At 63.8% G+C, this 21,252-nt stretch carries 19 protein-coding genes; 3 read left to right on the top strand and 16 right to left on the bottom strand.

From position 1 onward, the window contains the following. Nucleotides 1-15: 15 nt before the first annotated feature. Entirely contained in the window at nucleotides 16-2,298 is a 2,283-nt protein-coding gene (locus tag RM463_RS05800; RefSeq protein ID WP_311429328.1) for a DNA internalization-related competence protein ComEC/Rec2, read from the bottom strand. 112 nt (nucleotides 2,299-2,410) lie between these two features. On the opposite strand from RM463_RS05800, the gene RM463_RS05795 reads away from it, so the two are divergent. Then, nucleotides 2,411-2,950 carry a DUF2062 domain-containing protein gene (locus tag RM463_RS05795; protein WP_195689341.1) on the top strand — a complete coding sequence of 180 codons (540 nt, stop codon included), beginning with the start codon at nucleotides 2,411-2,413 and terminating at the stop codon, nucleotides 2,948-2,950. 111 nt (nucleotides 2,951-3,061) lie between these two features. On the opposite strand, the gene RM463_RS05790 is transcribed toward RM463_RS05795, so the two are convergent. The 4 genes from RM463_RS05790 to RM463_RS05775 all read right to left on the bottom strand — a co-directional run bounded on the left by RM463_RS05790 (nucleotide 3,062) and on the right by RM463_RS05775 (nucleotide 8,273). Continuing rightward, nucleotides 3,062-3,763, bottom strand: coding sequence for an ABC transporter ATP-binding protein (locus tag RM463_RS05790; RefSeq protein ID WP_229333152.1), 702 nt, complete (start codon nucleotides 3,761-3,763; stop codon nucleotides 3,062-3,064). Between the two features lie 28 nt (nucleotides 3,764-3,791). Continuing rightward, nucleotides 3,792-5,033: a lipoprotein-releasing ABC transporter permease subunit gene (locus tag RM463_RS05785; protein WP_195689343.1), complete on the bottom strand. Its 1,242-nt coding sequence runs from the start codon at nucleotides 5,031-5,033 to the stop codon at nucleotides 3,792-3,794. A gap of 115 nt (nucleotides 5,034-5,148) precedes the next feature. Then, on the bottom strand, nucleotides 5,149-7,440 hold the full coding sequence (locus RM463_RS05780) for an EAL domain-containing protein (protein ID WP_311429327.1): 2,292 nt from the start codon (nucleotides 7,438-7,440) through the stop codon (nucleotides 5,149-5,151). Then, nucleotides 7,437-8,273, bottom strand: coding sequence for a hypothetical protein (locus RM463_RS05775; protein ID WP_195689345.1), 837 nt, complete (start codon nucleotides 8,271-8,273; stop codon nucleotides 7,437-7,439). Before RM463_RS05775 ends, RM463_RS05780 begins: the two co-directional genes overlap by 4 nt. Before the next feature lie 151 nt (nucleotides 8,274-8,424). Here RM463_RS05775 and RM463_RS05770 point away from each other — a divergent pair, with 151 nt between their 5' ends. Both RM463_RS05770 and RM463_RS05765 read left to right on the top strand, forming a co-directional pair. Further along, a complete protein-coding gene (locus RM463_RS05770; protein WP_195689346.1) occupies nucleotides 8,425-9,480 on the top strand; it encodes an agmatine/peptidylarginine deiminase in 1,056 nt (351 codons plus the stop codon). Nucleotides 9,481-9,622: 142 nt separating this feature from the next. Then, on the top strand, nucleotides 9,623-10,522 hold the full coding sequence (locus tag RM463_RS05765) for a carbon-nitrogen hydrolase (RefSeq protein WP_195689347.1): 900 nt from the start codon (nucleotides 9,623-9,625) through the stop codon (nucleotides 10,520-10,522). A 227-nt stretch (nucleotides 10,523-10,749) separates the two neighbouring features. Here the strand turns inward: RM463_RS05765 and RM463_RS05760 are convergent, their stop codons facing one another. The 11 genes from RM463_RS05760 to RM463_RS05710 form a co-directional block, all read right to left on the bottom strand. Further along, a complete protein-coding gene (locus RM463_RS05760; RefSeq protein WP_311429326.1) occupies nucleotides 10,750-11,988 on the bottom strand; it encodes a uracil-xanthine permease family protein in 1,239 nt (412 codons plus the stop codon). Nucleotides 11,989-12,327: 339 nt separating this feature from the next. Continuing rightward, the gene (locus RM463_RS05755) at nucleotides 12,328-14,070 is read right to left on the bottom strand and encodes an ABC transporter substrate-binding protein (RefSeq protein ID WP_311429325.1); all 1,743 of its coding nucleotides are present in this window, start codon (nucleotides 14,068-14,070) and stop codon (nucleotides 12,328-12,330) included. A 57-nt stretch (nucleotides 14,071-14,127) separates the two neighbouring features. Beyond that, nucleotides 14,128-14,400 (bottom strand): DUF2160 domain-containing protein, encoded by a 273-nt coding sequence (locus RM463_RS05750; RefSeq protein WP_311429324.1) that lies wholly within the window; start codon nucleotides 14,398-14,400, stop codon nucleotides 14,128-14,130. A 12-nt stretch (nucleotides 14,401-14,412) separates the two neighbouring features. Next, nucleotides 14,413-15,306 carry a carbohydrate ABC transporter permease gene (locus RM463_RS05745; protein ID WP_409228319.1) on the bottom strand — a complete coding sequence of 298 codons (894 nt, stop codon included), beginning with the start codon at nucleotides 15,304-15,306 and terminating at the stop codon, nucleotides 14,413-14,415. A gap of 1 nt (nucleotide 15,307) precedes the next feature. After that, on the bottom strand, nucleotides 15,308-16,189 hold the full coding sequence (locus RM463_RS05740) for a sugar ABC transporter permease (RefSeq protein ID WP_311429323.1): 882 nt from the start codon (nucleotides 16,187-16,189) through the stop codon (nucleotides 15,308-15,310). Next, nucleotides 16,182-17,282 carry an ABC transporter ATP-binding protein gene (locus tag RM463_RS05735; protein ID WP_311429322.1) on the bottom strand — a complete coding sequence of 367 codons (1,101 nt, stop codon included), beginning with the start codon at nucleotides 17,280-17,282 and terminating at the stop codon, nucleotides 16,182-16,184. Before RM463_RS05735 ends, RM463_RS05740 begins: the two co-directional genes overlap by 8 nt. Before the next feature lies 1 nt (nucleotide 17,283). After that, a complete protein-coding gene (locus tag RM463_RS05730) occupies nucleotides 17,284-18,372 on the bottom strand; it encodes an ABC transporter ATP-binding protein (protein ID WP_311429321.1) in 1,089 nt (362 codons plus the stop codon). A gap of 385 nt (nucleotides 18,373-18,757) precedes the next feature. Beyond that, nucleotides 18,758-19,387, bottom strand: a complete 630-nt coding sequence (gene upp, locus RM463_RS05725; RefSeq protein ID WP_195689354.1) for a uracil phosphoribosyltransferase — start codon at nucleotides 19,385-19,387, stop codon at nucleotides 18,758-18,760. Nucleotides 19,388-19,503: 116 nt separating this feature from the next. Further along, nucleotides 19,504-20,202 carry a uracil-DNA glycosylase gene (ung, locus tag RM463_RS05720; RefSeq protein ID WP_311429320.1) on the bottom strand — a complete coding sequence of 233 codons (699 nt, stop codon included), beginning with the start codon at nucleotides 20,200-20,202 and terminating at the stop codon, nucleotides 19,504-19,506. 17 nt (nucleotides 20,203-20,219) lie between these two features. Further along, nucleotides 20,220-20,699: a xanthine phosphoribosyltransferase gene (gene gpt / locus RM463_RS05715; protein ID WP_132044831.1), complete on the bottom strand. Its 480-nt coding sequence runs from the start codon at nucleotides 20,697-20,699 to the stop codon at nucleotides 20,220-20,222. A 4-nt stretch (nucleotides 20,700-20,703) separates the two neighbouring features. After that, on the bottom strand, nucleotides 20,704-21,249 hold the full coding sequence (locus RM463_RS05710; RefSeq protein WP_132044833.1) for an adenine phosphoribosyltransferase: 546 nt from the start codon (nucleotides 21,247-21,249) through the stop codon (nucleotides 20,704-20,706). Between the last annotated feature and the right edge of the window lie 3 nt (nucleotides 21,250-21,252).

Here is a 21,252-nt window from a genome sequence, read left to right as displayed (position 1 = left end):
GTCATCCCACCGCTTTTACGGCGATTCTAACGCAAGCGGCCCGCAATCGACACCGGGCCGGATGCCGGCGCGTGCCGCATTCGGCCCCGCCAGCTCTCCCCCACCGAGACGAAACGTGAGGGCACCGTCAAGGCCGGTACTCCACTGGCAGGCCCCGGCACGCCGAAAGCGCCTGACCACCTCGGGAGCGGGATGGCCGAAGGGGTTATGCCGCCCCACGCTGTACACCAGGTGGCGTGGCGCGAGCGCCTTGACCAGCGCCGCTCCTGAACTGGTTGCGCTGCCATGATGGCCGGCCAGCAGCACGCTCACGGGGCCGCTTACCTGGTGGAGCAAGCGACGCTCGTGCTCCCTGCCCAGGTCGCCGCTGAGCAGCAGGCGATGATCACCCGCCGTGACCTCCAGCACGCAGGAGCGTTCATTGTCCGGAAGGCCCTGGGCTGAGGCCGGCGGCCATAGCAGACGAAAGTCGACGTCATCACGCCGCCACTGACGACCGGCGAGACAGGGCTCGACCCACTCCCCCGGCATCGCGGCCGGCGGCCCCAGGTAGCGCTCGACGTCGTGCAGCGTATGGAGCGTCGCCACCCCGCCGGCATGGTCGTTGTCGTCATGGCTGAGGATCACCATGTCGAAGGCTTGCGCCCCTGGCCACAGGGTCTCCAGCGGTGTGAACCCCGACGCGAAACGTGGCCCGGTATCATAGAGCAGCCGATAGTCCCGGGTTCGCAGCTCCACCAGCAGCCCCTGACCCACATCATGGACCCTGACCTCCACCTCCCCTGGCGGCAGGCGTGGGGCTTGCCAGAGCAACGGGACCAGCCCCAGCAGCAGGGTGGCGACAATCCGCAGGCGCCTGTCGAGGCCGGGCACTCCCCACAGCATGGCCAACACCAGCAGCGACAGCGCCACCGACAATGTCTGCCCTGGCTCGGGATACCAGAGCGGCAGCCATGCGACCATCGCTTCCAGCAGCCGGGCCAGGCCATCCGTCAGCCGGGCAAACAGCCACCAGCAGGCAACCATCACGCCCGGCAGGGGCGCCAACAGCCAGCCCAGAAGCCCCAGGGGAACCAGCAGGCTGCTTACCAGCGGCACCGCGATGAGGTTGACCAGCGGCGCGGCCGGCGCCAGGCGCTCGAAGGCCAGCAGCACGGCACCCGCCATCGCCGGGGCCAGCATCAGCTGAGTGCGCACCAGCCCCCACAACCAGCCACGCACTCCCCGCGGGCGCGGCCTGCCCTGCCAGAGAAGAATCAGCATGGCCACCGCCGCGAAGGAGAGCCACAGTCCCGGTCGCCAGGCACTGAGTGGGTCGAGCAGCAGCACCACGGCGAGTGCCAGCCACCACCCCTGCCAGGGTCCCGGTGCATGGCGCCCGCTCGCCACCCAGAGGCCCACCAGGGCCATGACCAGGGCTCGCAGCGCCGGCGGCTCGAGCCCGGCCAGCAGTGCATAGCCGCTCGCCCCCAGCGCCGCCAGCCACCAGGGCCACACCGCCAGGCGCCAGCGCCCCGGTGACAGCAGGCGTGCCACGCCTCGCCCCAGCAGCAGCACGACACCCGCCACCAGGCTCACATGAAGCCCGGAGATCACCATCAGGTGGGTGGTGCCGCTGGCATTGAGCAGCGCCCAATCGCCATCGGAGAGTCGCTCGCTGGCTCCCAGGGTCAGCGCGGCCAGCCAGCGGCCCGCCCGGGAAGGAAGCTCCTGTTGATCGAGCAGCGCCAGCGCCATCTGCCGCGGATCGCCAGAGGCCGCCGCGAGTCGCTGCGGCGCCGGGGACTGACGAACATAGCCGGTGGCCTGGATGCCTTCACGCCATAACCAGGCGCGATAGTCGAAGGCGCCGGGATTGGCGAGCCCACCGGGCGGCCTCAGCCTGACGGTGAACCGCCAGCGTTCACCGGTCATCATGGGAGGCGGCGCATAGACGTTGAGACGAACCCGATTCAGGCGCCGACAGGGCAGCCGGTGTGAGTGAAGGGGTTGGCAACGCTCCACGCTGACGCCGAGTCGTGTCACCCTGCCCCGCTCGACCACCGACTCGAGCCGACCCTCCAGCATCAGGTCGACCCCGCCCAGCCCGGAGGGAAGCTGCCCGCCCTGCACGATCAGCACGGCGCTCGCCATCCAGACGAGCATCAACACGCCCGCCACCGCACCTCGCCGGCGCAGGGCCAGCGCCACCAGCAGCGCCAGGCCCAACCCTTCGGCGAGTCCCGGCGGCGGATTGGCCCCCAGCCCGATACCCGACAGCACGGCAAGGGCCAGGGGAAGGGCCCATCCTCTTGGCATTGCCCGGCTCCGGCAATCGGGGCCGAGGCCCCATGACGAGGAAGACCACAGGTGCGGCCCCGCAGTCTTGTATGGATAATAGGCCAGGTCACGATGCCACGAACCAGTGCCCATGCCGCGCCGCCTGCTACAGCGCTATATGCCACACCCGGACGCCCTGAGGCGTCAGCGCTCGCTACGCTTCATGAGCGCCCTGATCGGCGACCCCGCTCTCTGGGTGCTGAGCCGTCGCAGCGTGGCCAACGCCTTCTCGGTGGGCCTGTTCAGCGCCATGCTGCCGATCCCCCTGCAGATGGCCATCGCCGCCGGTGGTGCCAAGCTGGCACGTTGCAACCTGCCCCTCTCGGTAGGGCTGGTATGGGTCACCAACCCGCTGACCATGCCGCTGATCTTCTATGCCAACTACCGCCTCGGGGCCTGGTTGATGAACACCCCCGGCCGGGAAGCCCCCGAGCGCCTCTCCCCCCACTGGGTCGCCGAGCGTCTCGGCGATATCCTGCCCGCCCTGGCGGTCGGGTCGGTGGTCATGGCGGTGGTGCTGGCCCTCACCGGCAACCTGGCGGTGCGGCTACTGTGGCGCTGGCAGGTCTCGCGAAGCTGGAAGGCTCGCCACCGGCGCCGGCGCAGGACCGGCTGTGACGACACCCTCTAGCGGTGTAAACCCCTCAGTCCCCGGGGTCACCGCCTTCTGCACCCCAACACAAGCGGCCGCCTCGAGAGGCGGCCGCCGTGACCCTGGACAAGCTGGACTCTGAGGAGTCGCCTACCCGCGTGGTTGCTCGCTCAGGCGTCCTTCATCGAGGCGCAGGACACGGTCCTGATGGGCCGCCAGGGCCGGGTCGTGGGTGACGATGACAAAGGCACAGGCGGCGGTGCGGGCCAGCTCATCCATCAATGCCAGGATCCCGGCCGCGGTGTGCTGATCCAGATTGCCGGTGGGTTCATCCATCAGCACCAGGCTGGGGTCGGTGACCAGCGCCCGGGCTATCGCCACCCGCTGTCGCTCGCCGCCCGAGAGCTCACCGGGCTTGTGGTCGGCGCGTGATGCCATGCCGACCTTCTCCAGCAGTTGCAGGGCAGCGGCCTCGGCAACCCTCTTGCGCTGGCCCCGCACGATCAGGGGCAAGGCCGCATTCTCGACGGCGGTGAACTCGGCCAGCAGATGGTGGAACTGGTAGACGAAGCCGATATGCTGATTGCGAAAACGCCCGAGTGCCGCCTCGCCGAGGCTCGACAGCGACGCTCCGGCGATGCGCACCTCACCGCGGCTCGGCCGGTCCAGCCCCCCCAACAGGTTGAGCAGGGTGGTCTTGCCCGACCCTGAACTGCCGACGACGGCGACCCGCTCACCGGCATTGACGGTAAGGGAAAGACCATCGAGCACGGTGATGTCCTGGGGACCCTCGCGGTAGATACGCGTCAGGTCGTGACACTCCAGCATCGTCTGCCCGAAGGTACGTTGCATGGAAATCTCCTGATTGAGGCTCGAAGCGTTACTCATAGCGCAACACCTCCGCCGGCTGCACGCGGGCGGCCCGCCATGCCGGATAGAGGGTGGAGAAGAAGGTCAGCACCAGGGCCGAGGCGACGATATTGCCCACATCGTCCCAGTGGAGTCGCGAAGGGAGGTTGCTGATAAAGTAGACCCCGGCGTCGAGGAACTGGATCCCGAACACCGTCTCGACCCAGTCGATGATGTCGGAGATGGTCAGCGCCAGCAGCACGCCTAGCCCCACCCCTACCAGGATGCCGATGATGCCGATGGCCAGGCCCTGGACCACGAAGATGCCCATGATCGACCGAGGCGTGGCCCCGATGGTGCGCAGGATGGCGATGTCGGCGTGCTTGTCGGTGACCACCATGACCAGCGTCGAGACGATATTGAAGGCCGCCACGGCGATGATCACCGTCAGCAGCAGCGCGATCATGCGCTTCTCCATCTGGATCGCCTGGAAGAGATTGCCGTGGGAGTAGGTCCAGTCGTAGCCGCGGTAGCCGGCCCCCAGCTCGTTGACGATCGCGCGTGTCTCGGCACTGGCGGCGAACAGGTCATCGAGCTCCAGGCGCAGCCCGCCCACGGCATCCCCCAGTCGCGCCAGGGTCTGCATGTCCTCGATATGGGCATAGGCCAGGGCGGCGTCGAGATCGGCCCCGACGCTGAAGATACCGCTGACGGTGAAGCGCTTGAGGCGCGGGAAGACGCCGGCCGGGGTGATCGAGGCCTCGGGCACCAGCAGGGTGACGCGATCGCCGACCCCGACCCCCAGGCGCCTCGCCAGGATCGAGCCGAGCACGATATTCCATTCGCCGGGCTCGAGGTCGGCGAGGCTGCCCTGGCGCATGTGCTCGCCGATGATCGATACCCTGTCCTCCCACTCCGGGTGGATACCGTTGACCATGGCGCCTTCGTTGCGCCCCCCCACCGAGAACATCCCCTGCTGCTCCACGTAGGGAGCGGCGCCGATGACCCGTTCGCGCTCCATCAGCCGCTCGGCCAGCGCCTCCCACTCCACCATGCCGGTGCGCGACTCGATCTTGGTATGGGGCACCATGCCCAGGATGCGCGTGCGCAGCTCATGATCGAAGCCGTTCATCACCGAAAGCACCAGGATCAGCACGGCCACGCCGAGCATCAGCCCCAGCATGGAGGTCAGCGAGATAAAGGAGATAAAGTGGTTGCGGCGCTTGGCGCGCACATAGCGCAACCCGATCAGGAAGGGCAGTCTATCCAGCATGATGGCATTCCTTGTCGGCGAGGGCCCCATGGCAAGGCGGGTGAGCCTGCTGTAAGGCGGCGGGCGCTCATGGTAAGGCTTTTGCGCAGCCCCTGCATCGCCGACAGGAGCTAATTCACAGGATTTGCACGGGCTCCGTCGATGGGGGCGCGAACTCCGGGTGAGGCTCGGGCATGCCGATGCAGGCCCCCTGGGCGAAGTCCACGCCCAATGCCCGCACCCTCTCCAGTACTGCGGCGTTATGAACGAACTCCGCTACCGTGACGATGCCCATCTCGCGGGCAAAGCTTACGATGCCCCGGATCAGGGTCTCGGCATCGCTGTCGATGTCGAGCTGTCGCACCAGGCTACCGTCGATCTTGAGCAGGTCCACGTCGAGGCGCAGCAGGTGCTCAAAGTTCGAATATCCGCTGCCGAAGTCATCGATGGCGACCCGCACCCCCAGTGCCTTGGCACGAACGATAAAGGCGCTCACGGCGGTGTAGTTGTCGATCCCCTCGGATTCGAGGATCTCGAAGATGAGTCGATCGCCGGCGCCACTCTCGGCCACCCGGGCCAATAGTGCCTCGCTGATCTCCGGGTCGACGATATCCTCGCTGGAAAGGTTCAGCGAGAACTCATGGGGCGTCTCGTCCAGCGCGACCAGGCAGCGATCGACCATGGTCAGTGTCAGGCGATGATAGAGTCGACTGCGTCGGGCCACCTCCAGGAAGGCACCGGGGCCGACCACCTCGCCATTCCGGTCCAGCATGCGCACCAGACACTCGAACTTTTCGACACGCCCGCTCACCGCATCCATGATCGGCTGAAAATAGGAGACGACCCGGCCCTCATCCAGTGCCTCTCCCAGCCGGTTGGCCCAGGCCAGGTTGCGCCCATAGTTGCGCCGCACCTGTACGGCCGGGTCATAGAAGACATAGGGGCGTGACTCGACACGCGCCTGCTTGAGGGCGATGCTGGCCGATGACAACAGGGTGTCCTGACCCGCCTCGAGCCGCCAGGTCGAGGCCACCCCGAGGGATAACTGCACCGGGAGCTCCTGCCCTCGCCAATCGACCCGCAGCCCGCTCAGCGCCTGGTGCAGAGCCTCAACCATGCTACGCAGGGAGCTGTCCGTCATGGTGCCGGGTAGCCAGACCGCATGCTCATCACCCGGCATGCGATACAGCTGGCAATCATGGCAGTTGTGCGACTCCAGCAACGCCTGAAGACTCGCGCCCAGGCGCTGGATCACGCGATCGCCACACTGATGGCCAAACAGATCATTGATCTGCTTGAAGCCGTCGACATTGACCAACATCAGTGAGCCCTTGCGCGCGCCCCTGAGATCGGTCAGCAGGCGTGCCCGGTTGGGTAGCCCGGTCAGCGGATCGGTATAGAGAGTGCGTAACTGGCGCAGCAGTCCCGCCACCAGGAACAGGATAACTCCGGCCAGAAGCAGCAGAGCCAGCCCGATGCCGGCCAGCAGACGGAGATTGACCCCGCGCATGGGCGCCAGAACGGCATCGATTTCCGCCTGGGGCACCGCAATGCCGAACACCATCCCGGCACGGGTCGCGTCGTGATAGAGCGACCAGCGCTGGCCCGCCAGGGTGAGATCAAGACGCTTCATGCCCTCTCCCGCCGACAGGGCACCAATCTCTCGATGCAGCTTCAGGGCCGATACCTCGTCGATCAGTCGCTGGGCACGCTGCAGATCCTCGGCAACCGCGAGGCTGGTGAGGCTTCGATTTTCCTTGTCCACCAGGAAGGCGAAGGTATTCGGCGTGACCTTCACGCCGCTGACCATGCGGATGATATCGTCGGCGATCCAGTCATTGGCAGCCATGCCCACCACTCGCCCGGCGGCATCACGCACCGGCACGCTGACACTGACCACCGCGTCGTTGATATGCGGCTTGAAGTAGGCCCCGGTCCAGTGGGGCTGTCGGCTGCCTTCACGCCAGGTATCGAGGCGAGGCTGTAACGCTTCCGCCTGCAACCAGTCCCGCTTCAGGGGCTCGACGAGCACCTGTTCGCCATCACGATGGGCAAACATGGCGACCGGCCGTGACAACCGCGGAAGCCACAGGGTGGCCCCACTGGCGTCGGTAAACTCTTCCAGGGTCTGCTTCAGGATGCCGGAGACCTCGGCCTCTCCTGCCTCCATCCCGGTCAGCAGCGCGGCGGCCCGGGACAACCCCCAGCCATTCTGCTCCATCCGTCGATGATGGGCATCGATCCGGTCGAGGTTGGCATTGAAGGTTTCCATGACCTGCCGCTCACGCAGCTTGGTGAGGGCTCCCTCGGCATAGCGCAGGTTAAGCGAAGAGAGCAGCCACATGCCGCCAAAGAACAGCAGTACCAACAGCGCCAGCAGCAGCATGATCGTGGGCCGGCGCCCAAGAAAAGCGCGCCGACGCCTCATCGGGCATCCTCGTCATCGGCGTCGCGTATCGCGGCCGCGACCGCCTCGAGCCGTTCGCGGGCCTGGGCATCGCCACTATCGGCGGCACGCCGATACCAGCGCATCGCTTCCTCCAGCTGGCCCTCCAGTTCGGCCATGCTACCCATATGACGCTGGGCGCGGGTATCCCCCTCCTCGGCGGACATGCGGCAGACCTCCTGGGCTTCACCCAGGTTGCGTATGGTGAAAAGCAGGTAGCAGTCGTTGCTCTTGCGCCGGCTCAGCGCCTCTTCGACCTGCTCATCGCGCTCTGCCAGAGGTGCATCGACCGTTTCGGGCTCCGGCGCCCTCTCGGGCCGGGAGCGGGCAACGGGACGATTCGCTTCCTCCTGTCGTACACGTGCATAGAAGGCGTTAACCTGGGCAGGACAGGAGTACAGATAACCACGCCGATAGAGTGCCAGATTCTCACGATTGGCGGGACGCTCGGCATACTTGTCGGCGATCGCGGCACAACGTCGATCACGCTCCCGGGAGAGGTCGGTCAGCACATCGGCATACCGAGGATCCTCGGCATGAGCCTCCAGGTAATGGGTCAACGGGTCGATATAGGGCTGATCTAGCAGCGCCTGGCGCTCCTCGAGGAGTGCAGAGCGTATCGCCTCGTCGTCCGAAGCCTCTTCACGCCCGAACCACTCTGCCAGTCGCCGACTCCGTGCACTGACCGCCTCCCCCGCACGGGCCAGCCACTCACTAGTGGAAGCCGCCACCCCGTCACCGCCGGGAAGCATGGAGCAGCCGGCGAGAATCAGGCCAGACAGGAGTATCACTGAAAACGAGAAATGGGCGCGCATGCCACTCCTTGACCACCCGAGAGCAGTGGTTGGTAAGTTAAGGATACCACCCTCGTCGAAAAGGATATCAACGGCGGCTCTGCTGCTCTTGCATAGCGGGACCAGGCCACCTACATTCGCGTCCTGCCCCCAATTGACCTGGACACGATCGATGGCGACACGCCTGCTCCCCGAATGGCATCCTCAGGATGCCATCCAACTGACCTGGCCTGGCCCCGAGAGCGACTGGGCCTCGATGCTGGAGCGTATCGAGGCCACGCTGGAGGCGATGGTGGTCGCCATCGCGCGCTACCAGCGGGTGCTGATCAGCGTACCCTCCCCCCAGACCCGCAGGCACCTCGCGCGACGCTTCGCCCTTCTCGGTGTTCCCGACGAACGCCTGAGGCTGGTGGTCGCCGAGGCGGACGACACCTGGGCCCGTGACCATGGCCCCCTGGCGGTGGAGCGCGATGGCCAGCTGGTGCTGCACGACTATGCGTTCACCGGCTGGGGGGGCAAGTTTCCCGCCGTCCGGGACAATACCCTGACCCGTCGCCTTGCCGAGGCCGGCACCTTCGCCTGCCCCATCAGCGAATGCGGGCTGGTACTGGAGGGAGGCGCCATCGAGAGCGATGGAGAAGGCACCCTGCTGACCACCGAGGCCTGCCTGCTCAATCCCAACCGCAACCCCGGTCTCGACCGAGGCGGCATTGAGGCGTGGTTCCATAGGGACTTCGGTGTCACCCGGGTCCTGTGGCTGTCCAACGGCCACCTGGAGGGCGACGATACCGATAGCCACATCGACACCCTGGCACGCTTCTGCGACCCCGGCACCATCGCCTATGTACGCTGCGACGACGAGCAGGACCCACACTACCCGGCGCTGGCGGCCATGGAGACTGAGCTCGAGACACTCAGGCGCGCCGACGGCCAGCCCTACCGGCTGGTGCCCCTGCCCTGGCCGGCCCCCTGCCGGGACCCCGAGGATGGCCATCGGCTGCCGGCCACCTATGCCAACTTCCTGATCCTCAACGGCGCCGTGCTGGTGCCTACCTACGCCGACGCCGCCGACACCCGGGCCCTCGCCGCCCTGGCCGAGGCATTTCCGGGCCGCGATATCGTGCCCATCGACTGTCGCAGCGTGATCCGTCAGCACGGCAGCCTGCACTGCCTGACCATGCAGCTGCCCCGCGGCAGCCTAAACATCCAGGCGACCGTAGAGATCTGAAGCGAGAGGCGCCGGGGATAGGTTGAAGAGGGGGTCCTACGCCAGGGATGGCGTCGGTAGCGTACAGGGAAGTATTCACAGCGCCCCCTCGGAAACTGTCACCGGGGAAGCCTCGAGAAACAAGTAACGAGGAGAAATCGCCATGTCCCGCCATCTGAAAGTCGGCCTGGTCCAGCAACCCGGCTGGCCCGACAAGGCCAGAAGCCTCGCCGAGAGCGAGGCCGGCATTCGTGAGCTGGCCGCCGCCGGCGCCGAGCTGGTGATGCTGCAGGAGCTGCATGCCACCCACTACTTCTGCCAGTACGAAGAGACCGAGCTGTTCGATCTGGCCGAACCCCTGGACGGCCCTACCGGCAGCCGACTGGCGGCACTCGCCGCCGAGCTCGACATCGTGCTGGTCGGCTCGCTGTTCGAGCGCCGCGCCGCCGGGCTCTACCACAATACCGCCGTGGTCTATGACCGCCAGCTCGGCGCCGTCGGCCACTACCGCAAGATGCACATCCCCGACGACCCGGGCTTCTACGAGAAGTTCTACTTCACTCCGGGAGACGCCGACGGGAACGGACAGGGCTTCGCGCCCATCGATACCTCGATCGGCCGGCTCGGTGTGCTGGTGTGCTGGGATCAGTGGTATCCGGAAGCGGCGCGCCTGATGGCCCTGGCCGGAGCCGAGCTGCTGCTCTACCCCACCGCCATCGGCTGGGACCCTGCCGATGACGATGACGAAAAGAAGCGGCAGAAGGATGCCTGGACACTGATCCAGCGCAGCCATGCCGTCGCCAATGGCGTGCCGGTCATGGTGGCCAACCGCGTCGACCACGAACCCGACCACTCCGGCGTCGGTCGTGGCATCGACTTCTGGGGCGGCAGCTTTATCGCCGGCCCCCAGGGGGAACTGCTGGCTCATGCCGGCTGCCAGGCCGAGCGCCTGATGGTCACCCTGGACATGAGGCGCGGCGAGGAGGTGAGGCGTATCTGGCCGTATCTCCGTGACCGCCGCGTTGATGCCTATCGAGATCTCACCCGTCGCTACCGGGATTAAGAACGCCTGCGTATCTGGCCACTCTCTAGCTGGCCGTGACCGCCGCGTTGACGCCTATCGAGATCTCACTCGTCGTTACCGGGATTAAAGCCGTGACCGCTGCATCGGCGCCTATGGGGACCTGACTCGCCGCTATCGGGGCTGAAGGCCGCTAACTGCCTATATCAGAGGATGCCAGAGCAACCCGACTCGTAGGAGCGCGATTTATCGCGCGATAAATCGCGCTCCTACTCCTCTTCCTCGGCCCGGGGCAGCACCCAGTTGAGGGCAATGCCGACCAGGGCGGCCAGGCTCACCCCCTGCAGGGTGAACTGACCGCCCCCCACCTGCATCCCGCCGATACCGAAGACCAGGATCAGCGAAATCACCACCAGGTTGCGCGGCGCCGTCAGCGAGTGGCCCGCGCGCACCAGGGTATTCATGCCTACCACGGCGATGGAGCCGAACAGCAGGGTCATGATGCCCCCCATCACAGGCCCCGGAATGGTCTGCAGCAGCGCCCCCAGCTTGGCGACGAAGGCCAGGGCGATGGCGGTGCAGGCCGCCACCAGCATGATGCGCGGGTCGAAGGCCCGGGTCAGGGTCACCGCTCCGGTGACCTCGGAATAGGTGGTATTGGGCGGGCCGCCAAACAGCGCCGCCGCGACGGTGGCCAGGCCATCGCCCAGCAGGGTACGGTGCAGACCGGGTTTCTCCAGGTAGTTCCTGCGGGTCACCGACCCGATGGCGACCATGTCACCGATATGCTCCACCGCCGGTGCGATCGCCACCGGAATCATGAACAGGATCGCCGCCCAGTGGAAGCTCGGCGCGGTAAACTCGGGGATCGCCAGCCAGGCCGATTCATGCACCGGCGTGAAGTCCACCAGCCCCATGAGCAGCGCCAGTCCGTAGCCGGTTACGATGCCTCCCATGATCGGTATCAGGCGCACGATCCCGCGGCCGAAGACCGCCAGCACCAGGGTCACCAGCAGGCTGGCCATGGAGAGAAACAGCGCCGGGCCATAGTCGATATGGTCGCTGGTCTCGCCGGTCGCCATGCTCACCGCCACCGGCGCCAGGGCCAGACCGATCACCATGATCACCGGCCCCACCACCACCGCTGGCAGCAGCCGATGCAGCCAGGCGGTTCCCTTGAGGCGTACCGCCTGGGAGATGATCACATACACGAAGCCGGCAGCCATCAGCCCGCCCAGGGTCGCCGATACCCCGAAGTTGGCGATCGAGCCCTGGATCGGCGCGATAAAGGCGAACGACGAAGCCAGAAAGACCGGTACCGTCACTCTTGTCACACCGTGGAACAGCAGCGTCCCGATACCCGCGGTGAACAGTGCCACGCTGGGATCCAGGCCGGTGAGCAGGGGCACCAGCACCAGGGCGCCAAAGGCGACAAACAGCATCTGCACGCCGGTCAGCAACGTGCGTGGCAGGGAGGTGGCGGGTCGCGAGGCCGCGGAATTTAGCATGACAAGGCTCCTGGAATGGGTGGCTAGCGTAAGCTCGCGCGGCATTCTAGCAGGCTGTCCCCGCTTGGGGGACGACCATTTCCGGCCATCCCCCATTGGCATCACGGCCCTCCACCATGAACCCGACGAGGCCACGTACCGAGAGCTGGATATCGAGCCGGCATGTCGCCTGTTGCTCGCCGTTGTCTTCAGAAAGGCAATGAGCCCGACTCGGCAGACGCCGAGCCGGGCTCGCTCCTGGTTGAAAGGTCGTGGGTACCGACAAGCAGTGACAGGGTGCCGGGTGCCTCAGTCTAGGCCAGCGCAGGCGCAATACGCGTCAGGCGACTCCTCCCCTGGTCACTCGCGAGACCCCGCGGCCATCCAGGCCTCCATCATCTCGTCGTAAGGCACCGTCGTACCCTGTGGCATCTCGTTGTCGAGCTTCGCCTTGGGGGAGCCTGGCTGGTCGAGCCAGTACTGCGGGTCCTGCTCGTCGTTGAGATTGGGAGCATAGGTCGTGAAGACCTTGGCTCGCGCCAGGCGGGCCATGATGCCATCGAGGTCACCTGCCAGGTTGTCGAGCGCCTCCTGCGGCGCGATATCACCGCTGACGGCCGGTGCCAGATTCTGCCACCACAACGGAGCCATGCGCGGATAGTCCGGCACGTTGGTGGAAGAAGGCGTCCAGTTCGACTCATTCGGGCTGCGGTAGAACTCCACCAGACCACCGAGTCTGGGCGCCATCTCGGTCATCTGTTGCGAGAAGACATCCGACTCGCGGATTGGCGTGAGACCCTCCATGAGTTTCTCCAGCGACACCGTCTTGGAGACGGTGAACTGGGCGAACAGCCAGGCCGCGGTGCGACGCTCCTCCGGTGTGGAGTCAAAGAACGTCCAGGAGCCCACATCCTGGTAACCTACCTTCATGCCCTCCTCCCAGTAGGGGCCGGTGGGCGACGGTGCCATGCGCCACTTGGGATTGCCCTCGTCATCGGTGACCGGCAGCCCCGGGTCCGTCATATCGGCAGTGAAGGCGGTGTACCAGAACATCTGCTGGGCGACATTGCCTTGAGCAGGCACCGGCCCCGCTTCACCAAAGGTCATGCCACTGGCTTCGGGAGGTGCGTACTTCTTGAGCCACTCCACCATCTTGGTCACGGCGAATACCGATGCCGGCGAGTTGGTGGCGCCTCCACGTGACACGCTGGCGCCGACCGGCTGGCTCTCCTCGTTGACGCGAATCCCCCAGTCATCCACGGGATTGCCGAAGGGCACCCCGGGACTGCCCATGCCCGCCATGGAGAGCCAGGAGTCATGGAAGCGCCAGCCAAGCGATGGATCACGGCGCCCATAATCCATATGCCCATAGACCTTGGTACCGTCGATCTCACCGACATGCTCGGTAAAGAACTCGGCGATATCCTCGTAGGCGGTCCAGTTCGTCGGCACCCCCAGGTCATAGCCATAGATGTCACGGAACTGCGCCTGGAGGTCCTCCCGCTGGAACCAGTCATGGCGGAACCAGTAGAGGTTGGCGAACTGTTGCGTGGGTAGCTGGTAGATGCTGCCGTCTGGACCAGTGCCATACTGCAGGCCGATAAAGTCGTCCAGGTCCAGGGTCGGCAGAGTATAGTCGGCCCACTCATTCTGCATGGCATCGGAGATATTGATGGTGGTGCCGTAACGAATATGCGTCCCGATAGCGTCGGAGTCATTCACATAGGCATCGTAGATATTTCGCCCTGACTGCATCTGGGTCTGCATGTTATTGACCACATCACCCTCACCGATGATGTTATGGGTGACCTCGATACCCGTCAATTCGCTGAATGCCTCGGCCAGTACATCCCGCTCGTAGATATGGGTCGTCAGGCCCTCGGCGACGGTGTTGATCTCCATGTCACGGAAGGGTTCGGCCGCCCTGGCGAACCACAGTAGCTCTTCGATCTGCTCCTCACGGGATAGCGTCGAGTTCTGGAAATGCTCATCGACAAGGCGTTCGGCAATGGCGCGTGCATCATGATCATCGGCATGCAAGGCCGTACTGGCCAGCGTGATGCTGGCAGCCAGAAGAGAGAGTCGCATTGTTATCGCTGTCATATTGACCTCTTTGGTTGTCGTCGTCCGTCCCTGGACACTCGGCTCCGTGCGTTTCTGTCAGCCCCAGCGCATCAGGATCAACACCCAGAGCACCGATGCTCCCAGAGCCAGCCAGATGCTGAAGGGGGTGAAGCCCACTACCATCAGATGAATATAGGCCGCCGATAGCAGCCCGATGAAGAGCCGATCTCCACGTGTGGTCGAAATGGGCAGGAACCCCTTCCGCTCCACCGTTGGAGAAATGACCTCCCAGGCCGTCATGCCCGCCAGCATGGCGGCAATCACGGTAAAGAAGATCGTCGTTGGCGTGGTCCAGACCATCCACTCCATGTTTCGCCCCTCTCAGGTCCGCCCCAGGGCGAAGCCCTTGGCAATATGGTTGCGAACGAAATAGACCACCACGATGCCCGGCACGATCGTCAGCGCACCGGCCGCCGCCAGAGCCCCCCAGTCGATGCCCGAGGCCCCTTTGGTCTGAGTCATTACCGAGGCAATGGGCTGAGCCCCGGTGGAGGTCAGCGTACTGGCCAGCAGCAGCTCGACCCAGGAGAACATGAACAGGAAGAACAGGGTCACGCCGATACCCGAACTGATCATGGGGATGAAGATCTTCACGAAGAACGCTGGAAAGCTATAGCCATCGATAAAGGCCGTTTCGTCGATCTCCTTGGGCACCCCGCTCATGAAGCCCTCGAGAATCCATACCGCCAATGGAATATTGAACAGGCAATGGGCCAGTGCCACCGCAATATGGGTATCGAACAGCCCGACCGTGTAGTAGAGCTGGAAATAGGGCAACAGGAAAACTGCCGGTGGTGCCATCAGGTTAGTCAACAGCCAGAAGAAGAGATGCTTGTCGCCGATGAACCGGTACCGGCTGAAGGCATAGGCGGCTGGAAGCGCGACCGCAATGCTGATCAACATGTTCATCAACACATAGGTGATCGAGTTCACGTAGCCCATATACCAGCTGGATTCGGTCAGAATCTTGGCGTAATGCTCGATGGTGAAGTTGTCGGGCCACAGGGTCAGTCCACCCAGGATCTCGGTATTGGACTGAAAGGACATATTGAGTAGCCAGTAGATAGGCAGCAGAACAAAAATGATATAGGCGGTCATCAGTGCCCGACGGCGCCACTGGCGAGAGGCCGGACGCGCCTTGCGACGCCGACGGTTGTTGGCGGCCGCTGCCTGCTGGCGTACCGCATCCGGGGTGGTGGGCACTGAATCGCGCATATCATGCCTCCCTATTGTTATCATCTTTTTGCATATTCATGATCGCCGTATAGAACACCCAGGTGACCAGCAGGATGATCAGGAAATAGATCAGCGAGAACGCCGCCGACGGGCCCAGGTCCTGCTGTCCGATCGCCATGGTCGTCAACGACTGGCTCAGGAAGGTCGTGGAGCTGCCGGGGCCTCCCCCCGTAAGCACGAAGGGTTCGGCATAGATCATGAAGGAGTGCATGAAACGCAGCAGCACCCCTATCACCAGCACATTGGTAAGCTTGGGCAGCTGAATGTAGCGGAACACGGACCATTTCGAGGCACGGTCGATACGCGCCGCCTGGTAGTAGGCATCGGGGATAGAACGCAGACCGCTGTAGCAAAGCAGTGCGATCAGCGGCGTCCAGTGCCAGACATCCATCAGGATGATGGTCGCCCAGGCATCTACCGGGCTCGAGGTGATGTTGTAGCCATAGCCAAGCTCCCGCAGGCTCCAGCCCAGCAGGCCGATATCCCCCCGCGAGAAAATCTGCCAGATGCTGCCGACCACGTTCCATGGAATCAGTAGTGGCATGGTCACCAGGATCAGCACGGCCGAGGCCTGCCACCCCTTCCTGGGCATTATCAGGGCGATGCCGATCCCCAGTGGCACCTCGATGGCCAGCACGGTCAGCGAGAAGGCGAACTGACGCAACACAGCGGCCTGCAGCGCCGGATCATTGAGCATCTCCCTGAACCATTCGGTGCCCGTGAAGAAGCGCGTATTGGCGTCGAAGACGTCCTGTACCGAGTAGTTCACCACCGTCATCAGGGGAATAACGGCCGAAAAGGCCACCAGCAGGAGCATCGGCAGAATCAGCCACCAGGCGCGGTTGCTGTAAACCTTATTCATGGCCGACCTCCACGCGGTATTCATCGATGTAAAGGCCGAGTCGCTCATTGGGAAAACGCAGCCAGGCCTGGCCGGTCGGCGCAACCTGATCCTCCTCGATACGCGCCTTCAGCTCTATCCTGCCCAATGTCAGGTAGACGATCGAATAGGTCCCGAAGTCCTGAACGTGATTCACCCTCGCCTCCATCCCCCCCTCGACCCGCTCGGCATGCACCTCGATGAACTCCGGGCGAATACCAAGCCTGATGTTGGTGGACGTGGCATGGACCACCGCATCATGGACGGCCTGCTCGACCGCCAGCTCGACGCTTCCGGCCATCACGTTCCCGCCCCTGGCCTCCACCTCCAGAAAGTTCATGCCAGGGCTGCCGATGAAGTAACCCACGAAGGTATGGTTAGGCCTCTCGAACAGCTCCCTTGGGGTTCCAAACTGCACGACCTGCCCCTCGTACATGACGGCGATCTTGTCGGCAAAGGTAGAGGCCTCGAGCTGGTCATGGGTCACGTAGACCATGGTGATCTCGAAACGCTGATGGATCTCCTTCAGCTTGCGACGCAGCTTCCACTTGAGCTGTGGGTCGATAACGGTGAGCGGCTCGTCGAAGAGGATGGCGGAGACATCTTCTCGCACAAGCCCCCTGCCCATGGAGACCTTCTGCTTTTCGTCCGCGGTAAGGTTCCTGGCCCTGCGCTTGAGCTGTGGCGTAAGCTCCAGCACCTCGGCGACCTCCATGACACGCTCATGGATACGCCGTGCCGGTGTCTTCACGTTGCGCAGTGGAAAGGCCAGGTTGTCGTAGACCGTCATGGTGTCGTAGACCACGGGAAACTGGAAAACCTGAGCGATATTGCGCGCCTCGGGAGGCAGGTCATTGACCACCTCCCCGTCGAAGAGAACCTCGCCGCTGGAGGGCTCCAGCAAGCCCGAAATAATATTGAGAAGCGTCGATTTTCCGCAGCCCGAAGGCCCCAGGAGGGCATAGGCGCCCCCCTGATGCCAAACATGGTCCATCTCGCGGATGGCGTAGTCCTCCGGCGAGCGAGGATCAGGAAGGTAGGTATGTGCCAGGGACTTCAAGGTGATCTCGGCCATGTCAGACTCCTCCCAGGTGGCTCGGTATATGCACCACCGCACCCTCATGATCGAATGCATAGATCTTGTGGGTAGGAAAATAGAGCGTCACGGGCGCATCGACACGAAACTCGAGAACCCCCTCGAGGTGCGCCGTCATGTGATACAGATCGTTGTGCACATGAAGAAACGTCTCGGACCCGCTGATCTCCGCCAGGTCGACTGTCATCTTCAGCTCGATATCACTCTCGGCCCGAGGCAGGAGAGAGATATGGGAAGCACGCACGCCAAAACGGTACTCCCCCGGGGCAAGACCGCGCAGATCATCATTAATGGGAAAATGCAGCGTCTTGTCGAAGGTCACCTCCCCGCCAGAGATTACCCCCTTCACGATATTGATCGGGGGCTCGGAAAACAGCTCTGCGGCCAGGATGTCACGTGGACGATGATAGACATCTTCTGTACGACCATACTGCACCAGGCGTCCTTCATGCAGGACAGCGGTATTGCCACCCAGAGCCAGGGCCTCTCCGGGCTCTGTCGTGGCATATACCGCGATACAGTTGCGCTCGCTGAACACCGCACGCAGCTCGTCGCGAAATTCCTCTCGGAGCTTGTAATCGAGGTTGACCAGCGGCTCATCGAAGAGCACCACATCGGCATCCTTCGCCAGCGCCCGCCCCATGGCGGTCCGTTGCTGCTGACCGCCGGAGAGCTCGAGAGGCAGGCGATCGAGAAGGTGCTCGATATGCAACATCTCGGCGACTTCCCGCACACGCCGATCGATCTCGGCGGTGGCGACCCTGGCCAGCCTGAGGGGAGAAGCGATATTGTCGTAGACGGTGAGGGTCGGGTAGTTGATGAACTGCTGATAGACCATCGAGACGTTACGCTTGCGAACAGAGCGCCCGGTCACGTCTTCGCCGTTCATCAGGATGCGACCCCGGGCAGGCGTATCCAGCCCGGCCATCAGCCGCATCAGTGTGGTCTTTCCCGCCAGCGTTCGTCCCAACAGGACATTGAACGAGCCCGGCTGGAGCTCCAAGTTCACGCCCGAGATATGAGTGGCACCACCGATCACCTGATCGATGTTTTCTAAAATCAATGACATACAGATCTCGACCGTTCGTTGTTATCGATTGTTTTCAGTGTCTGCTGTATACAACGTAGCCGAAATTCGGTTTCAAACACAAATGTCACCAACCGAAAATGACGCCACCGACCCACCGGTAGGCCGGGACGCGCGAAGAACACTCTGTTAGTGCATGCTTTTTTTAATCGCTAAACTTTCGTCCAATAGACGTTTAGAGGAGAAAAGGCGGGGCCGTCGATTCCGCGACATGATCGAAAACGAACATTTCGCAGCATCGAGAACTTTGCAGCATCGAGAACGTAGCGAAGCGCAATAGGCGGGAAGCGACACACACGACGCCCGCTACCACAGACGGGTAACGGGGGTCGGCATCAGGGGTAACTCGGTAGAGGCGTAAGGTCGTTCAACGAGTACCGAAGATCTTGTCACCGGCATCGCCCAGTCCCGGGACGATATAGCCGTTCTCGTCGAGGCGCTCATCCACCCCGGCGGTATAGATCTCGATATCGGGGTAGGCGTCCTGTACCCGCTTGATGCCCTCGGGGGCGGCCACCAGCACGATCACCTTCATATGCTTGCAGCCCCGCTCCCGCAGCATGTCCAGCGTTGCCACCATGGTGCCGCCGGTGGCCAGCATGGGGTCGATGACGATGGCCATGCGCTCGTCGAGCCCCTTGGCGAACTTGGCGAAATAGGGCACCGGCTCGAGGGTCTCCTCATCCCGATAGAGGCCTACCACGCTGATCCGGGCACTGGGAATCAGGTCGGTGACACCATCAAGCATGCCCAGCCCGGCGCGCAGGATCGGCACGATGGTGACCTTCTTGCCCTTGAGCAGTTGAACCGGGATCTTCTCGCCACTCCAGCCATCGATATCCTGGATCTGAAGCTCCAGATCCTGGGTCGCCTCGTAGGTGAGCAGCTTGGCCAGTTCGCCGGCCAGTTCACGAAAGCTCTTGGTGCTGATGCCGGCTTCACGCATCAGGCCCAGCTTGTGCTGGACCAGGGGGTGCTGGATGGCATGGACGCTCATGGGCGGAACCTCTCAGGTAGTACAGCGGGAGTAGCGGGTGGCGGAACCCGTCGACCTTGGTCGCATGGACCCGGGCGACAAATTGCGCGCCATTCTACTCGCATCCTGCGTTGAGGTTAAGGCGTACTCTCATCGATGCGCTCGGGCAGCTGCCAGTCGATGGGCTCACGACCGTGTTCGGCGAGAAACGCATTGGCCCGGGAGAAGTGATGGTTGCCGAAGAAGCCGCGGTAGGCCGAGAGCGGCGAAGGGTGTGGCGACTCCAGCACCAGATGGCGCGAGCGATCCACCAGCGCTCTCTTCTGACGGGCATGGCTGCCCCACAGCAGGAATACCGAGGGCTCGGCGTGGGCACTGACCGTCTCGATCGCACGGTCGGTGAAGGCCTCCCAGCCGCGTCCCCGATGCGAGCCGGCGCAGCCCTGCTCCACCGTCAACGAGGTGTTGAGCAACAGCACGCCCTGGCGCGCCCAGTGCTCAAGGTTACCGTGCGACACGGGAATGAAACCGACGTCTGCCTCGAGCTCCTTGTAGATATTGACAAGGGAGGGTGGCGTGCGCACGCCAGGCTTCACCGAGAAGCACAGTCCATGAGCCTGGCCGGGGCCGTGATAGGGGTCCTGGCCGAGGATCACGACCTTGACCCTCTCCAGCGGTGTCAGCTCGAAGGCTCGAAACCACTCCGAGGAGTGCGGGTAGATCACCTTCCTGGCCGCCTTCTCGGCGGCCAGGAAGTCGCGCAGCGCCTGCATGTAGGGCGCCTGAAACTCCTCCTCGAGCCACTGCCGCCAGCTGGCGGGTAACGGTGCAGCCATCCCCGGCCCTCCTCGCCTCAGCGCTTGACCTGATCGACCAGCGGCTCGACATAGGCCACACCCATATCCCATGGGAACTGGATCCAGCACTCCTGAGCCACCTCGGTCAGATACTGGTCGACCAGGGGCTTGCCCTCGGGCTTGGCGTAGACGGTCACGAAGTGCGCACGCGGCAGCATCTCGCGCACCTTGCGTGCGGTCTTGCCGGTATCCACCAGATCATCGACCAGCAGCCAGCCGTCGCCGTCATGGTCGACCCCCTTCAGGACATCGAGTCCGCCCTGTTCCATATGGTCATAGCTCTTGATGCAGACGGTGTCGATCACGCGAACATTGAGTTCGCGGGCAATCAGCGCCGCGGGAATCAGGCCGCCGCGCGTGATGGCGATGACTCCCTTGAAGTCGCGCTCCACCAGGCGGCGGCAGAGCTCGCGCACGTCGCGGTGCAGCTGATCCCAGGAGACGGTGAAGTGTTGGTGGTAGCGGTTGGTGCTCATGACGTTACTCGTCCTCGGTGAAGGAGCAGACGGCGAAGACGCTGTACTTGGCCTCGCGGATGCGCTGCGACCCACCGAGATCAGGCAGATCGACGATGGTGGCGGTCTCCACCACCTGGCCACCGCTGCGGCTGATCAGCTTGGCCGCGGCCAGCATGGTACCGCCGGTGGCGATCAGGTCATCGACGATCAGGATGCGATCACCGCTCTGAAAGGCGTCGGAGTGTAGCTCCACCTCGGCCTCGCCGTACTCCAGGGTATAGGTCTCGCTGATGGTACGAAACGGCAGCTTGCCCTTCTTGCGCACCGGCACGAAGCTGCATCCCAGCTCATAGGCCAGCGGTGCACCGACGATGAAACCGCGTGCATCGATGGCCGCCACGGCATCGATATCCATCTCCTGGTAGCGATGCACGAAACTGTCGATCAGCTTGCGAAAGGCCGCACTGTTCTGCAGCAGCGGGGTGATATCGCGGAAGTTCACCCCTGGGTTGGGCCAGTCGGGAACGGTGCGAATGACGGACTTGATATAGTCGCCGTAGATGCTCATGAC

Origin of the sequence: Halomonas sp. LES1 (genome assembly GCF_031846005.1) — a bacterium.
GTDB lineage: Bacteria > Pseudomonadota > Gammaproteobacteria > Pseudomonadales > Halomonadaceae > Halomonas.
Note: the sequence above shows the minus strand (reverse complement) of the source record. Positions and strands in the feature narration are given on the sequence as shown.